Origin of the sequence: Mesorhizobium sp. CU3 (genome assembly GCF_006442965.1) — a bacterium.
Lineage (GTDB): Bacteria > Pseudomonadota > Alphaproteobacteria > Rhizobiales > Rhizobiaceae > Mesorhizobium.
Genome location: NZ_VFWX01000001.1, coordinates 227,754 through 242,547, shown reverse-complemented (window position 1 = coordinate 242,547; position 14,794 = coordinate 227,754). Strand labels below are relative to the sequence as shown.

At 64.3% G+C, this 14,794-nt stretch carries 12 protein-coding genes; 10 read left to right on the top strand and 2 right to left on the bottom strand.

The features are described from left to right. The first annotated feature begins 55 nt into the window (after positions 1-55). From rimP to FJ988_RS01105, 10 genes are all read left to right on the top strand, one after another. Positions 56-682 (top strand): ribosome maturation factor RimP, encoded by a 627-nt coding sequence (gene rimP / locus FJ988_RS01150; protein WP_140814896.1) that lies wholly within the window; start codon positions 56-58, stop codon positions 680-682. 46 nt (positions 683-728) lie between these two features. Next, positions 729-2,324: a transcription termination factor NusA gene (gene nusA, locus FJ988_RS01145; protein WP_140814894.1), complete on the top strand. Its 1,596-nt coding sequence runs from the start codon at positions 729-731 to the stop codon at positions 2,322-2,324. 38 nt (positions 2,325-2,362) lie between these two features. After that, positions 2,363-3,013: an RNA-binding protein gene (locus tag FJ988_RS01140; RefSeq protein ID WP_140814893.1), complete on the top strand. Its 651-nt coding sequence runs from the start codon at positions 2,363-2,365 to the stop codon at positions 3,011-3,013. After that, positions 3,010-5,586, top strand: a complete 2,577-nt coding sequence (gene infB / locus FJ988_RS01135; RefSeq protein ID WP_140814891.1) for a translation initiation factor IF-2 — start codon at positions 3,010-3,012, stop codon at positions 5,584-5,586. The genes FJ988_RS01140 and infB overlap by 4 nt, the downstream gene beginning before the upstream one ends. A 121-nt stretch (positions 5,587-5,707) precedes the next feature. Continuing rightward, the gene (gene rbfA, locus FJ988_RS01130) at positions 5,708-6,130 is read left to right on the top strand and encodes a 30S ribosome-binding factor RbfA (protein WP_140814889.1); all 423 of its coding nucleotides are present in this window, start codon (positions 5,708-5,710) and stop codon (positions 6,128-6,130) included. Beyond that, the gene (gene truB / locus FJ988_RS01125) at positions 6,130-7,089 is read left to right on the top strand and encodes a tRNA pseudouridine(55) synthase TruB (protein ID WP_140814888.1); all 960 of its coding nucleotides are present in this window, start codon (positions 6,130-6,132) and stop codon (positions 7,087-7,089) included. The genes rbfA and truB overlap by 1 nt, the downstream gene beginning before the upstream one ends. Positions 7,090-7,142: 53 nt before the next feature. Further along, positions 7,143-8,237: a magnesium/cobalt transporter CorA gene (corA, locus tag FJ988_RS01120; RefSeq protein WP_140814886.1), complete on the top strand. Its 1,095-nt coding sequence runs from the start codon at positions 7,143-7,145 to the stop codon at positions 8,235-8,237. A gap of 191 nt (positions 8,238-8,428) precedes the next feature. After that, on the top strand, positions 8,429-8,698 hold the full coding sequence (gene rpsO, locus FJ988_RS01115; protein WP_027165894.1) for a 30S ribosomal protein S15: 270 nt from the start codon (positions 8,429-8,431) through the stop codon (positions 8,696-8,698). A 361-nt stretch (positions 8,699-9,059) separates the two neighbouring features. Continuing rightward, positions 9,060-11,207, top strand: a complete 2,148-nt coding sequence (pnp, locus tag FJ988_RS01110) for a polyribonucleotide nucleotidyltransferase (RefSeq protein WP_140814884.1) — start codon at positions 9,060-9,062, stop codon at positions 11,205-11,207. A 71-nt stretch (positions 11,208-11,278) separates the two neighbouring features. Further along, entirely contained in the window at positions 11,279-12,286 is a 1,008-nt protein-coding gene (locus tag FJ988_RS01105) for a class I SAM-dependent methyltransferase (RefSeq protein ID WP_140814882.1), read from the top strand. A gap of 21 nt (positions 12,287-12,307) precedes the next feature. Here the strand turns inward: FJ988_RS01105 and FJ988_RS01100 are convergent, their stop codons facing one another. Together FJ988_RS01100 and fabI are read right to left on the bottom strand one after the other, a co-directional pair. Then, positions 12,308-13,861 (bottom strand): bifunctional diguanylate cyclase/phosphodiesterase, encoded by a 1,554-nt coding sequence (locus FJ988_RS01100; protein WP_140814881.1) that lies wholly within the window; start codon positions 13,859-13,861, stop codon positions 12,308-12,310. A 103-nt stretch (positions 13,862-13,964) separates the two neighbouring features. Next, a complete protein-coding gene (gene fabI, locus FJ988_RS01095) occupies positions 13,965-14,777 on the bottom strand; it encodes an enoyl-ACP reductase FabI (protein WP_140814879.1) in 813 nt (270 codons plus the stop codon). Positions 14,778-14,794: the final 17 nt, after the last annotated feature.

Below are 14,794 nucleotides of genomic sequence, written 5' to 3'. Positions count from 1 at the left end.
GTCCCGCTCTTTTTTATTACCTGCCGGCCGGAAGCGACAAGGCGACAGGGATCTGATGACTGCAGCGGCAAGCGAAGCCGACGACCGTATCATCCGCGAAAGCGGCATCGATGCGCGCATTGCGCTGATCGTGCAGCCGGTGCTGAAGGCCATCGGCTTCCGCCTCGTGCGGGTGCAACTGACCGGCCAGAACGGGCTGACATTGCAAATCATGGCCGAGCGCGAAGACGGCACCATGACCGTCGAGGATTGCGAAGAGGTCAGCCGCGCTGTGTCGCCGGCGCTCGATGTCGATGATCCGATCGAAAAGGCGTATCATCTCGAAGTCTCGTCGCCCGGCATCGACCGGCCGCTGGTGCGCAAGGTGGATTTCACCACCTGGACCGGCCATCTGGTCAAGCTCGAAACCGCGGTGCTGGTGGCCGACCGCAAGCGCTTCAAGGGCAAGATCGCCGAGGCCGATGCCGACGGCATCCTGATCGAGCGCGACAAGGCGGCCTATGGCGAGGAGCCGACGGTGCGCGTGCCTTACGACGCCATCGCCGAGGCCAGGCTGGTGCTGACCGACGATCTGATCCGCGATGCACTGTCCAAGGACAACCGGGCGCGCAAGGAAGCAAAGAAACGCCGAGGCGAAGCGGAAGACGCCGCCGAGGAAAACGAAACCGAACAGGAAAGTTGATTGAGTAGCCGGGCTCGCTGTCCGGCGCGAAATCGGGAGAAAGACAATGGTTGTAAGCGCCAACAGGCTTGAACTGCTGCAGATCGCCGATGCGGTCGCGCGTGAAAAGTCGATCGACAAGTCGATCGTCATTGCCGCCATGGCCGATGCGATCCAGAAGGCGGCGCGCTCGCGTTACGGCCAGGAGACCAACATCCGCGCCGACATCAATCCCAATACCGGCGAGATGAAGCTGCAGCGGCTGATGGAAGTGGTCGAGGGGGTCGAGGACTATGCGACGCAGATCGCGCTTTCCACGGCCCGCGAGCGCAATCCCGACGCCCAGGTCGGCGACTTCATCGCCGAGCAGCTGCCGCCGATGGATTTCGGCCGCATCGCCGCTCAGTCGGCCAAGCAGGTCATCGTGCAGAAGGTGCGCGAGGCCGAGCGCGACCGCCAGTATGACGAATACAAAGACCGCATCGGCGAGATCGTCAACGGCACGGTCAAGCGCGTCGAATACGGCAACGTCATCGTCGATCTCGGCCGCGGCGAAGCGATCATCCGCCGCGACGAGCTGATCCCGCGCGAGAACTACAAATATGGCGACCGCGTCCGCGCCTATGTCTATGACGTGCGCCGCGAGCAGCGCGGCCCGCAGATCTTCCTGTCGCGCACCCATCCGCAGTTCATGGCCAAGCTCTTCACCATGGAAGTGCCGGAAATCTACGACGGCATCATCGAGATCAAGTCCGTCGCCCGCGATCCGGGTTCGCGCGCCAAGATCGCCGTCATCTCGCGCGATTCCTCGATCGACCCGGTCGGCGCCTGCGTCGGCATGCGCGGCAGCCGCGTCCAGGCGGTGGTCGGCGAATTGCAGGGCGAGAAGATCGACATCATCCCGTGGTCGCCTTCGGCCGCCTCCTTCATCGTCAACGCGCTGCAGCCGGCCGAAGTCGCCAAGGTGGTGCTCGACGAGGATGCCGAGCGCATCGAGGTGGTGGTTCCCGACGACCAGCTGTCGCTGGCCATCGGCCGCCGCGGCCAGAACGTGCGCCTTGCCTCGCAGCTCACCGGCTGGGACATCGACATCCTGACCGAGCAGGAAGAGAGCGAGCGCCGCCAGAAGGAATTCGTCGAGCGCTCGGCCCTGTTCATGGAAGCTCTCGACGTCGACGAGATGGTCGGCCAGGTGCTCGCCTCCGAAGGCTTCACCAGCGTCGAGGAAGTGGCTTACGTCGATTCCGGCGAAATCGCCTCGATCGACGGCTTCGACGAGGACACCGCTTCGGAAATCCAGACTCGCGCCCGCGAATATCTGGAAAAGATCGAGGCCGAGCACGACGAGAAGCGCAAGGCGCTCGGCGTCAAGGACGAGCTGCGCGAGATCCCCGGCGTCACCACCGCCATGATGGTGACGCTCGGCGAGGACGGCGTGAAGACGATCGAGGACTTCGCCGGTTATGCCGCCGACGACCTTACCGGCTGGAAGGAACGCAAGGACGGCGAGACGAAGGTTTACCCCGGCGTGCTCGCGCCCCATGGCGTCTCGCGCGCCGACGCCGAGGAAATGGTGCTTGCCGCCCGCAAAAGGGCCGGCTGGATCACCGAAGACGAGCTTGCGGCCGAAGAAGCATCGGCTGACGAAGCCGTCGGTGCGTGAGGTGAAACCGCATCGCACACAACCCGCCCCAGGACGAGATGAACGATCGCACTTGCATCGTTACGCGCAGGCAGGCCGAAGCGGATGAGCTGATCCGCTTCGTCGTCGGCCCGGATTCGGCCGTCGTCCCGGACATCAAGAGAAATCTGCCCGGCCGTGGTTGCTGGGTCACCGCCGACCGCCTACATATCGACAAGGCAGCGGCGAAGAACCTGTTTGCCCGCGCCTTCAAGGCGCAGGTAGCCGTCCCCGCCGATCTCGGCGGCATGGTCGACGGGCTGCTTGTCCGATCCGCTCTGGGCATGATCGGCCTTGCTCGCAAGGCCGGCGCCGTCGTTCTAGGCGCCGCCAAGGTCGAGGCCGCGGTGCGTGACGGCGAGGCGCTTCTCGTGCTGCACGCCACCGAGGCGGCCGACGACGGCGTCCGCAAGATCAGTCAGGCGCGGCGCGCGACCGTCCATCTCGGCGGCCCCGCCACCCTTGCCTACAAACTTTTCTCCGAGGCCGAGTTGAGCTTGGCATTGGGGGGTACAAATGTGATACATGCTGCCGTTCTCGCGCAGGACGCGGGGCAGGCGGTTGAGAAGCGCGTTGTTGCGCTCGACCGATATCGGGGCGGTACCCCGAACGATCTGGCAATGCTTGCGGCCGTTGCTGACGAAGATGATGCCGCAGAGGATATGGAATGAGCGATACGAAATCGGGCGACGACAAGACGTTGAGCGTTACGCCGAAGAAGACCTTGACGCTGAAGCGCCCCGGTACCGAGCAGGGCACCGTGCGCCAGAATTTTTCGCATGGCCGCACCAAGCAGGTCCAGGTCGAGATCAAGAAGCGTAAGTTCTCCATGCCCGGCGACAAGCCGGAGCCGGTGGCGCCGCAGGTCTTCACGCCGAAGCCCGCCGCTGCCGTGGCGCCCGCCGCGCCGGTCGTGCGCGAAGCGCCGAAGGCGCCGCCGCCCCAGCCGGAGCGCTCCGGCATGGTGCTGAACGAATTGTCGCGCGGCGAGATGGAAGCGCGCCGCAGGGCGCTCGAAGGCTCCAAGGCCCGCGAGGTCGAGGATCGCCAGCGCGCCCAGGAAGAGGCCAAGCGCCGCACCGAGGAAGAAGAACGCCGCAAGCGCGAGCGTGAGGATTCCGCGCGCCGTCAGGCCGAGGAGGAAGCCCGCCTGCAGGCGGAAGCCGAATCGCGGCGTCGCGCCGAGGAAGAAGCGCGCCGCCGCGCGCCGCAGGCCGCCGAGCTTGCCACGGCCGATGACGAGGAGGAGGTCAAGCCACGGCGTCCTGGTGGCGCTGGCGCCGGTGCGCCGGTGCGCCGCCTGGCGACGCCCGAAGTGGCGCGTCCGGCCAAGCCGACCAAGGGCGAGGAAGATCGCCGCCGTGGCAAGCTGACGCTGAATTCGGCGCTGTCGGACGAAGATGCGCGCGGACGCTCGCTGTCGTCGATGCGCCGCCGCCAGGAGAAGTTCAAACGCGCGCTGCACAATGAGCCGCGCGAGAAAGTCATGCGCGAAGTGATCCTGCCGGAAACCATCACCATCCAGGAACTGGCGCAGCGCATGTCCGAGCGCGCCGTGGATGTGGTCAAGTTCTTCATGAAGCAGGGCCAGATCCTGAAGCCGGGCGACGTCATCGACGCCGACACGGCCGAGCTGGTCGCCACCGAATTCGGTCACACGGTGCGCCGCGTCGCCGAGTCCGACATCGAGGAAGGCCTGTTCAACATCGCCGATCGTGCGGAAGATTTGGTGTCGCGCCCGCCTGTCGTGACCATCATGGGCCACGTCGATCACGGCAAGACCTCGCTGCTCGACGCCATCCGCAACGCCAATGTCGTCTCCGGCGAAGCGGGCGGCATCACCCAGCATATCGGCGCCTATCAGATCGAGAAGAACGGTCAGAAGATCACCTTCATCGACACGCCCGGCCACGCCGCCTTCACGGCGATGCGCGCCCGTGGCGCGCAGGTCACCGACATCGCCGTGCTGGTGGTGGCGGCCGACGACGCCGTCATGCCGCAGACGATCGAATCGATCAGCCACGCCAAGGCGGCCAGCGTGCCGATCATCGTGGCCATCAACAAGATCGACAAGCGCGACGCCGACCCGCAAAAGGTGCGGACCGAGTTGCTGCGCCACGAAGTGTTCGTCGAATCGATGGGCGGCGAGGTGCTGGACGTCGAGGTTTCGGCGACCAAGGGCACCAATCTCGACAAGCTGCTCGAAGCGATCCTGCTGCAGGCCGAAATCCTCGACCTCAAGGCCAACCCGGACCGCACCGCCGAAGGCGCGGTCATCGAGGCGCAACTGGACAAGGGCCGCGGTCCGGTCGCCACCGTGCTGGTGCAGACCGGCACGCTGATGCCGGGCGACATCCTCGTCGCCGGCAACGAGTGGGGCCGCGTCCGTGCGCTGGTCAACGATCGCGGCGAGCATGTCCCGGAAGCGCCGCCCTCCATGCCGGTCGAGGTTCTCGGCCTGCAGGGTACGCCGCAGGCGGGCGACCGCTTTGCCGTCGTCAACAACGAGGCGCGCGCCCGCGAGATCACCGAGTACCGTCAGCGCCTGGCGCGCGAGAAGGCGGTGGCCAAGCATGCCGGCCAGCGCGGCTCGCTGGAGCAGATGATGTCGCAGTTGCAGACGAGCGGGCTGAAGGAATTCCCGCTGGTCATCAAGGGCGACGTGCAGGGTTCGATCGAGGCGATCAATGCCGCGCTGGAGAAGCTCGGCAACGACGAGGTCCGCGTGCGCATCGTCCATTCGGGCGCCGGCGGCATCACCGAAAGCGATGTCTCGCTCGCCGAGACGTCCGGAGCGGCGATCATCGGCTTCAACGTCCGCGCCAATGCGCAGGCGCGCACCGCCGCGGCCGCCGCCGACATCGAGATCCGCTACTACTCGATCATCTATAACCTCGTCGACGACGTGAAGGCTGCCCTTTCCGGCATGCTTTCGCCGGAGCGGCGCGAGACCTTCATCGGCAATGCCGAGATCCTCGAGATCTTCGACATCTCCAAGATCGGCAAGATCGCCGGCTGCCGCGTTACCGAAGGCAAGGTCGAGCGTGGCGCGGGAGTGCGCCTGATCCGCGACAACGTCGTGGTGCATGAAGGCACGCTGAAGACGCTGAAGCGCTTCAAGGACGAGGTTGCCGAAGTGCCGGGCGGCCAGGAATGCGGCATGGCCTTCCAGAACTACGAGGACATGCGCGTCGGCGACGTCATCGAGTGCTTCCGCGTCGAGATGGTGAGCAGGACGCTCTAAAGTCGGCTATACTGCCGAAATGATCCGGGCGGCAGCCAAGAAGGCTGCCGTCTGAACTCTTGCCCATTTGAGACATGCGGCGCGGTCCCATCCCGCGCTTCACGATTTCAGGACCGAAGAAATGTCCCGTTCGACAACATCAGGCCCCTCCCAGCGCATGCTGCGCGTCGGCGAGCAAGTGCGCCACGCCCTTTCCGAAACCTTGCAGCGCGGCGAGATCATCGATCCGGTGATCGAAAACAGCGTCGTCTCGGTCTCCGAGGTGCGCATGTCGCCGGACCTCAAGATCGCCACCGCCTTCGTCTCGCCGCTCGGAGCGGGTGACACCGATGCCGTGGTCGAGGCGCTCAACAAGCACGCGAAATTCATCCGCGGCCGCGTCTCCGGCGCGCTGAGACAAATGAAATACATGCCGGAATTCCGCTTCCGGCTCGATACGTCCTTCGACAATTTCGCCAGGATCAACGAGTTGCTGAAGTCGCCAGAGGTCGCGCGCGACCTCCACCCCGACGACGAGAACAAGAAAGACGAGGACGAACGATAGTGGCGCGTCGCGGCAAGAAGAAAGGCCGGCCGGTCTCCGGGTGGGTGGTGCTGGACAAGCCGGTCGGCATGGGCTCGACCGAGGCCGTCTCCAAGATCAAATGGCTGTTCCAGGCCGAGAAGGCCGGCCATGCCGGCACGCTCGATCCGCTGGCTTCCGGCATGTTGCCGATCGCGCTGGGCGAAGCGACCAAGACAGTGCCTTACGTGCAAGACGGGGCCAAGGTCTACCGCTTCACCGTCGCCTGGGGCGAGGAACGCTCGACCGACGACCTCGAAGGCCCGGTGACCAACAGTTCCGACCGTCGCCCGGCGGAAGCCGAAGTACGGGCGCTCTTGCCGAAATACACCGGCGTCATCATGCAGACCCCGCCTCAGTTTTCGGCCATCAAGATCGCCGGCGAGCGCGCCTATGATCTCGCCCGCGACGGCGAGACGGTCGAGATTCCGGCCCGCGAGATCGAGATCGGCCGCCTGGACATTGTCGAGCACGGCGCCGACAGGACGATTTTCGAGGTCGAATGCGGCAAGGGCACCTATGTGCGTTCGCTGGCGCGCGATATGGGCCGCGATCTCGGCTGCTTCGGCCACATAGCCGAGTTGCGCCGTGTCGAGGTCGAGCCGTTTACGCAGGAGGATTTCGTTACGGTTGCCGAACTGGAAGCGGCTCGCTTCGGCGAAAAGAGCGACGACAGCGCGGACGAAACGGACGCTCCGATCGACTTCAGCGCCATAGACGACCTCCTGGTTGAAACCGCCGTCGCGCTCGACTGCCTGCCGCAGGTCGCCGTCAGCGACGATGCCGCGACCAAGATCCGGCTCGGCAATCCGGTTATCATCCGCGGCCGCGACGCGCCGGTCGAGGCGGAGGAAGCCTGCGCCACCGCGCGCGGCAAGCTCGTCGCCATCGGCGCCATCGAGCAGGGCATGTTCAAGCCCAAGCGGGTCTTTGTCGGGTAACGGCGCTAGGCTAGGCTTGTTTGCGCCCGAGGGATTCGTTGTCGGCGGAAATCATGGCAAAGGCTGATACAGACAAGACGCGGGGACCGCTCAGGATGCGGCGGCCGCCGGTAGGCGCATCGCCCGGCACGCTCATCGCCGACCCGGCGGCACGGCGTAGCGAACTCCGGCTGACGCTGATCGCGCCGGAGAAATTCAAGACCATCGACAACGCCTCGATCGACGATCTCAACACCCACTGCGAGAAATGGCCGGTCGTCTGGCTGGATTGCACAGGCCTCGCCAACATCCCGCTGATCGAGGAGATCGGCCGCATCTTCAACCTGCATCCGCTGGCGCTGGAGGATGTCGTCAATACCGGGCAGCGGCCGAAGGTGGATTTCTTCGAGGATCATGCCTTTGTCGTCATGCGCATGATCGACGATGTCACCGCGCATCGCTACGAGCAGATATCGCTGTTTTTCGGAGGGAATTTCGTCGTCACTTTTCAGGAACGCGAAGGCGATCCGTTCGATCCGGTGCGCAAGCGCATCGCCGGCGCCATGCCCAACCGGCTGCGCTCGCGCGGCTCCGATTATCTCGCCTACGCGCTGATCGACGCCATCGTCGACAGCTACTTTCCGCCGATCGAGGCGGCGAGCGAACAGGTCGACGGCATCGAGGACCAGATGCTCAGCATGCCGCACAAGCACCAGATGCGGCAGCTGCATGAGTTGCGGCGCGACGCCGGCGTGCTGAAGGGCGTGCTGTGGCCGATGCGCGATGCGTTGGCGACGCTGATCCGCAACGACGTGCCCTTCGTCAAGGCCGAGACCAAGATCTTCTTCAACGACACGCTCGACCATTCGCTGCGGCTGATCGAGCTGGTGGAGAACCAGCGCGACATGCTGACCGGCCTGATCGAAATGCATGTGTCGCTGACCCAGGCGCGCACCAACGACGTCATCTCCTATCTGACGATCGTCTCGGTGATCTTCATGCCGCTGACGTTCCTGGTTGGCGTCTGGGGCATGAATTTCGACCCCGAAAGCTCGCCCTGGAACATGCCGGAGCTCAAGGCCCACTACGGCTATCCGGTGGCGTTGCTGTTCATGCTGGCGGTCGCGCTCGGGCTGGTCGCTTTCTTCAAATGGAAGAAGTGGCTGTAGCGCTTGAACTATTCCGATTGCGCAACCGGAGCCTGCGACAAGCCGGCTTGACAATTGGGCTGGTGTTTTTCCCGGAATTGCCCTATATGCGCCGCAGCTTCGCGCCCTGACGCGTTGCTTGCACTGGCCCCTGCTGGACGACATCCCGGCTGTGGGCGTCCCGTTTCCTCCAACAGATAAGGAAAAGCACGATGTCGATCACTGCCGATCGCAAGAAGGAATTGATGACTGAATTCGCAACCGCCAAGGGCGACACCGGTTCCCCGGAAGTCCAGGTTGCCATCCTTTCCGAGCGCATCAAGAACCTGACCGAGCACTTCAAGGACCACAAGAAGGATAACCATTCCCGCCGTGGCCTGCTTGCTCTGGTCTCCCAGCGCCGCAGCCTGCTTGACTATCTCAAGCGCAAGGATGATGCGCGCTACCAGACGCTGATCGACAAGCTCGGCCTGCGTCGCTGACGAATTGACCGGCGGGCTCTCCAAAGGAGCCCGCCGGTCGCGCATTGGCGCATCGGAAGGGTCCGCTGCGAAAATGCTGGAATTTGCATTCGCGCGGGACGCGTTCCGGAAACAACGGTTTTCGGCGTCATGCGCGCAAAGGCCGGACGACAAGTCGGCCAACCGGTTCCGGACGAGCAGAGGGCCATTCGGAACCGCCCATGGACGGTCATGGGGCAGGATTGCAGGATGCTCGCTCGGCGATATGCCGGACTATCGAGCTTCCCGTTGTCTTGCCCGTGGCTGCCCGAAGGAAGCCAGGGAAGGGGTGACCCGTGACCGTCAAGACGGCGCGGCCCTTTCCGCATATGAAGGACAAGATATGTTCAATCATCACAAAGTGGAAATCGAATGGGGCGGCCGTCCGCTCATCCTCGAGACCGGCAAGATTGCGCGCCAGGCTGACGGCGCCGTGCTCGCCACCTATGGCGAGACCGTGGTGCTCGCCACCGTCGTTTCGATGAAGGAGCCGAAGCCCGGCCTCGATTTCTTCCCGCTGACCGTCAACTACCAGGAAAAGACCTATGCCGCCGGCAAGATCCCGGGCGGTTATTTCAAGCGCGAGGGCCGTCCGAGCGAGAAGGAAACGCTGGTTTCCCGCCTGATCGACCGCCCGATCCGTCCGCTCTTCGCCGACGGCTACAAGAACGACACCCAGATCGTCGTCACCGTTGTCCAGCATGACCTGGAGAACGATCCGGACATCCTGTCGATCGTCGCCACCTCCGCCGCCCTGACGCTGTCTGGCGTGCCGTTCATGGGCCCGATCGGCGGCGCTCGCGTCGGCTACATCAACGGCGAATATGTGCTCAACCCGCATATCGACGAGATGCAGGAATCCAAGCTCGACCTCGTCGTCGCTGGTACCGCCGACGCCGTGCTGATGGTCGAATCCGAAGCCAAGGAACTCTCCGAGGACCTGATGCTCGGCGCCGTCGTGTTCGGCCACAAGAGCTTCCAGCCGGTGATCGACGCCATCATCAAGCTGGCCGAGGTTGCCGCCAAGGAGCCGCGCGACTTCACCGCGCCGGACTATTCCGCGCTCGAAGGCGAGATGCTCAAGATCGTCGGCGACGAGCTTCGCGAGGCCTACAAGAACGTCGACAAGCAGAAGCGTTATGCAGCCGTCGACGCCGTCAAGGCCAAGGTCAAGGCCGCGTTCGCTCCGGCCGAGGGCGAGGAAGCCAAGTACACCTCCGAGCAGATCGGCTCCGTGTTCAAGGAGCTCCAGGCCAAGGTCGTGCGCTGGAACATCCTCGACACCAGCTCGCGCATCGACGGCCGTGACCTCAAGACCGTCCGCAAGATCGTCTCCGAGGTCGGCGTCCTGCCGCGCACCCATGGTTCGGCGCTGTTCACCCGCGGCGAGACCCAGGCGCTGGTCGTCGCCACGCTCGGCACCGGCGAGGACGAGCAGTATGTCGATTCGCTGACCGGCATGTACAAGGAGAAGTTCCTTCTCCACTACAACTTCCCGCCCTACTCGGTCGGCGAGACCGGCCGCATGGGCTCGCCGGGCCGCCGCGAGATCGGCCACGGCAAGCTGGCCTGGCGCGCCATCCATCCGATGCTGCCTTCGGCGGACCAGTTCCCCTACACGCTGCGCATCGTCTCCGAGATCACCGAATCCAACGGTTCGTCCTCGATGGCGACCGTCTGCGGCACCTCACTGGCGCTGATGGATGCCGGCGTGCCGCTGGCGAAGCCCGTCGCCGGCATCGCCATGGGCCTCATCAAGGAAGGCGAGCGCTTCGCGGTGCTCTCCGACATCCTCGGTGACGAGGACCATCTCGGCGACATGGACTTCAAGGTCGCCGGCACCGCCAACGGCATCACCTCGCTGCAGATGGACATCAAGATCGATGGCATCACCGAGGAGATCATGGGCATTGCGCTCGCCCAGGCCAAGGACGGCCGCCTGCACATCCTCGGCGAAATGGCGCATGCCATCTCCGGCGCCCGCGCCGAGCTTGGCGAGTTCGCGCCGCGCATCGAGGTCATGCACATCCCGACCGACAAGATCCGCGACGTCATCGGCTCCGGCGGCAAGGTGATCCGCGAGATCGTCGAGAAGACCGGTGCCAAGATCAACATCGAGGACGACGGCACGGTCAAGATCGCTTCTGCGAACGCCAAGGAGATCGAGGCGGCCAAGAAGTGGATCCACACCATCGTCGCCGAGCCGGAAGTCGGCGAGATCTACGAAGGCACCGTCGTCAAGACCGCCGACTTCGGCGCTTTCGTCAACTTCTTCGGCCCTCGCGACGGTCTCGTCCACATCTCGCAGCTCGCCAATGAGCGCGTTGCCAAGACCTCGGACGTCGTCAAGGAAGGCGACAAGGTCTGGGTCAAGCTGATGGGCTTCGACGAGCGCGGCAAGGTCCGCCTGTCGATGAAGGTCGTCGACCAGGCGACCGGCAAGGAAATCGTGCGCGAGAAGAAGGCAGACGGCGAGGAAGACGCCGCCTGATCGACCTGAACAGTTAGATCGAAACGGGCGCGCCGTGAGGTCGCGCCCGTTTTGTTTGAGGGGTCCACCAAATGGCCGCGGAGCCGCTGAAGACGCTGTTCTATCCCTTCGAGGCCGAGGCATTGCCTTTGCCGCGACAGGATGCCCGCGTGCTGTTTCTGGGCGCCGAGCCCGGGTTTCGCCTGCCCGGCGGCTTCGATGCGGCGCTGCATTGCGTGCAAGGTTTCCGGCCGCATTTTCGCGCCTTGCAGGCGTCAGGCCATGCGGTCATGCCGAGGGTCGAGGGATCCGGCTTCGACATTACCCTGGTGCTTGCCGGTCGCCATCGCGGCCAGAACGAGCTGCGTATCGCCGAGGCGATCGAGCGCGTGGCGCCGGGCGGGCTGATCGTGGTGGCGGGCGGCAAGGAGGACGGCATCGATAGCCTGCGCAAGCGCATCGACGCGCTGGCGCCGCTCGGGGGCCGTTTGCCGAAGCATCACGGCCTGGCCTTTTGGTTGCGTCCAACGACCAGCGATGCGGCAGCGGCCCTTCGGGCCGCAAATCCCGGTCTCGTGGTCGAGGGGCGCTTCAGGACTGCGCCGGGCATGTTCTCCTTCGATCGCATCGACGCCGGCTCGAAACTGCTCGTGGCGAACCTGCCTGGCGATCTGAAAGGCAACGTCGCCGATTTCTGCGCCGGCTGGGGCTATCTGGCGGCCGAGGTTGCGGAACGCTCATCGGGGCTCACGGGCCTCGACCTCTACGAGGCCGATTTCGAGGCCCTGGAAGCGGCGAAGGCAAATGTCCGTGCCGCGGTCGAACCGCGCTTCTTCTGGACGGACCTGCTGACGGAGGCCGTCGAGCGGCGCTACGACGCGATCGTCATGAACCCGCCCTTCCACAGCGGGCGGGCAACTGAGCCTGAAATCGGCGTCGGCATGATCCGAACCGCGTCGAAGGCACTGAAGCCGGGCGGTCGCCTCTTCATGGTCGCCAATCGCCAGCTTCCTTACGAGCAAGTACTGTCGGCGGTCCTTGCCAGCCATGCCGAGATCGCCCGCGATGGCATGTTCAAGGTGTTTTCGGCGCGCCGTTGAAATGCCTTGGTGCAGGCCGCTTTAATGCATGCTGACGATGCGCGCCGGCTCGCGCGTCTCGAAGGCTGGGCGCGCCTCGCCGAGTTCGACCTTGAGCGGCGCCGGCCGGCCGAACAGATAACCTTGCACCACCTCGCAGCCGGCGGCCCGAAGCAGCGTCGCCTGGTTCTCGGTCTCGACGCCCTCGGCGATGATGCCGACGCCGAGTGCCCGCGACAGTCCCACGATGGTCGACACGATCGCGCCGGAGCTGGAATCGGTATCGATGCGGCTGACGAAGGAGCGGTCGATCTTCAGCTTGCCGAAGGAGAAATCGATCAGATAGCTGAGGTTGGAATAGCCCGTGCCGAAATCGTCGACGGCCACAGAAATACCCATCTCGGCGAGCTGCTCGAGGATCGCGGCCGCGCGGTCGCGGTCCTGCATCATCGCCGTTTCGGTGACCTCGAGCTCCAGCCTGGACGGCTTGATCCCGGTCGATGCCATCGTCTCGCGCACGATGCCGACAAAATCCTTGGTCATGAACTGTACCGGCGAGATGTTGACGGCGACGAAGCAATCTTCCGGCAGGTGTTTGGCGTCGCTGCAGGCCTTGCGCAGCACCCATTCGCCGATCGGGTTGATCATGCCGGTCTCCTCGGCGATCGGAATGAACTCCATCGGCGGGATCATGCCGCGCTCCGGATGCTTCCAGCGGATCAGCGCTTCGTAGCCGATGATCCGGCCGCTCGGCAGGTTGAGCTGCGGCTGGTAATGCAGGCTGAAATCGCCGCGATCGAAGGCGATCTTCAGCTCGGATTCGATCCACTGGCGATAATCCGCCACCCGTCCCATATCGGCATGGAACACCGACCAGTTGCCGACGCCGCTGGCGCGCGCGTTCTGCAGCGCAAGATTCGAGCGGCGCAGGACAAGAACCGGGTCGACGCCGTCCTTGGGCATCGCCACGATGCCGACCGACAGGCTGACCGACTGCATATGCGTCTGCAGCTGGTAGGGTTCCATCATCTCGTTGATCAGCCTTTCGATGAGCCGCTCGATCGACCCCCTGATCTCGCGATCCGGCAAAAGCACGGCGAATTCGCCGGCGCCGATGCGCCCGATCACAGCATCCTTTGGCATGCTGTCCCTCAGTCTGCCGGTGAAGGCCCGGATCAGTTCGTCGCCGTGACTGTAGCCGATTGCGTCGTTGATCTGCTTGAAGCGATCGATGTCGATGTCGATCAGAAACACCGGCTCGCCGTTTCGAACGGTCTCGGCGGCGGCATCGGCTATCTTGCCGACCATGGCCGGGCGCGACAGCAGGCCGGTCAGCTTGTCGAAATGCGTTTCCTTGAAGACATACTCGGCCGATTCATCGACACCGGCGAAAAACGACAGCGCGGCGCCGCCAGCCGCAAGCGCGCAAAGCGCGGCGATGATGCCGCCCATGGTTTCCGCGGGCAATCCGGCCATGCCGTCGCCGAAACCGAATTTGAGCCCCCACAGCCCGAGAATGAAGCTGCCCATCGCCGAGCTGGAGATGGTGATCAGCCTAAACAGCGGTGTCCGCTTCGGGTTGCTGACTGCAGGCATGCAAGGTCCCTAGATTACAGGACCTTTTAGCGGATATCTCCTTAAAATGAGTTTCCGCCAATACGTTCAATTTTACTGGTAGGTTACGCTTTGCGCCGATGAACTATTCGCGGGCATCGTCGTTCTGCTTCAACTCCTCGAGCGCCGGCATCGAAACGATGTGATAGCCGGAGTCCACATAGTGGATCTCGCCGGTGACTCCGGACGACAGGTCGGACAAAAGGTAGAGCGCCGAACCGCCGACTTCTTCGAGGGTGACAGTGCGCCTGAGCGGCGAATTGCGCTGCTGGTAGGAGAACATGTGGCGAGCGTCCGAAACGCCGGACCCTGCGAGCGTGCGCACCGGCCCCGCCGAGAGGCCGTTGACCCTTATGCCGCGCGGGCCGTAATCATTGGCGAGATATCGCACGCTGGCCTCGAGGCCTGCCTTGGCGACGCCCATGACGTTGTAGTTGGGCATGACCCTGACCGAGCCGGCATAGGTCAGCGTGATCATCGAGCCGCCATTCCCCATCAGCGCGGCGGCGTTCCGGGCGATCTCGGTGAAGGAATAGCAGGAGATCACCATGGTGCGCACGAAATTGTCGCGGCTGGTGTCGGCGTAGAGCCCCTTGAGCTCGTTCTTGTCGGAAAAGCCGATGGCGTGCACAACGAAATCAAGACCGCCCCAGGCCTTGCCGAGCGTCTCGAAAGTCGCGGTGACCGAGGCGCTGTCCTCGACGTCGCAGGGCACCACAAGCGAGGCGCCGACCTTCTCGGCCAGCGGCTTGACGCGCCGCCCGAAGGCGTCGCCCTGATAGGTGAAAGCCAGCTCCGCCCCATGTTCGGACAGCTTCCTGGCAATGCCCCAGGCGATCGAATGATCGTTGGCGACACCCATGACAAGCCCGCGCTTGCCCTTCATCAACCCGTCCATGCAAGGCAATCCTTATA

Bases quoted from the DNA above. Each gene is read 5' to 3' on its own strand.
- FJ988_RS01105 (WP_140814882.1), top strand. From the start codon at position 11,279: ATGGCCGCGGAGCCGCTGAAGACGCTGTTCTATCCCTTCGAGGCCGAG.
- fabI (WP_140814879.1), bottom strand. From the start codon at position 14,777: ATGGACGGGTTGATGAAGGGCAAGCGCGGGCTTGTCATGGGTGTCGCC.
- rimP (WP_140814896.1), top strand. From the start codon at position 56: ATGACTGCAGCGGCAAGCGAAGCCGACGACCGTATCATCCGCGAAAGC.
- FJ988_RS01100 (WP_140814881.1), bottom strand. From the start codon at position 13,861: ATGCCTGCAGTCAGCAACCCGAAGCGGACACCGCTGTTTAGGCTGATC.
- FJ988_RS01140 (WP_140814893.1), top strand. From the start codon at position 2,363: ATGAACGATCGCACTTGCATCGTTACGCGCAGGCAGGCCGAAGCGGAT.
- rpsO (WP_027165894.1), top strand. From the start codon at position 8,429: ATGTCGATCACTGCCGATCGCAAGAAGGAATTGATGACTGAATTCGCA.
- nusA (WP_140814894.1), top strand. From the start codon at position 729: ATGGTTGTAAGCGCCAACAGGCTTGAACTGCTGCAGATCGCCGATGCG.
- pnp (WP_140814884.1), top strand. From the start codon at position 9,060: ATGTTCAATCATCACAAAGTGGAAATCGAATGGGGCGGCCGTCCGCTC.
- infB (WP_140814891.1), top strand. From the start codon at position 3,010: ATGAGCGATACGAAATCGGGCGACGACAAGACGTTGAGCGTTACGCCG.
- corA (WP_140814886.1), top strand. From the start codon at position 7,143: ATGGCAAAGGCTGATACAGACAAGACGCGGGGACCGCTCAGGATGCGG.
- rbfA (WP_140814889.1), top strand. From the start codon at position 5,708: ATGTCCCGTTCGACAACATCAGGCCCCTCCCAGCGCATGCTGCGCGTC.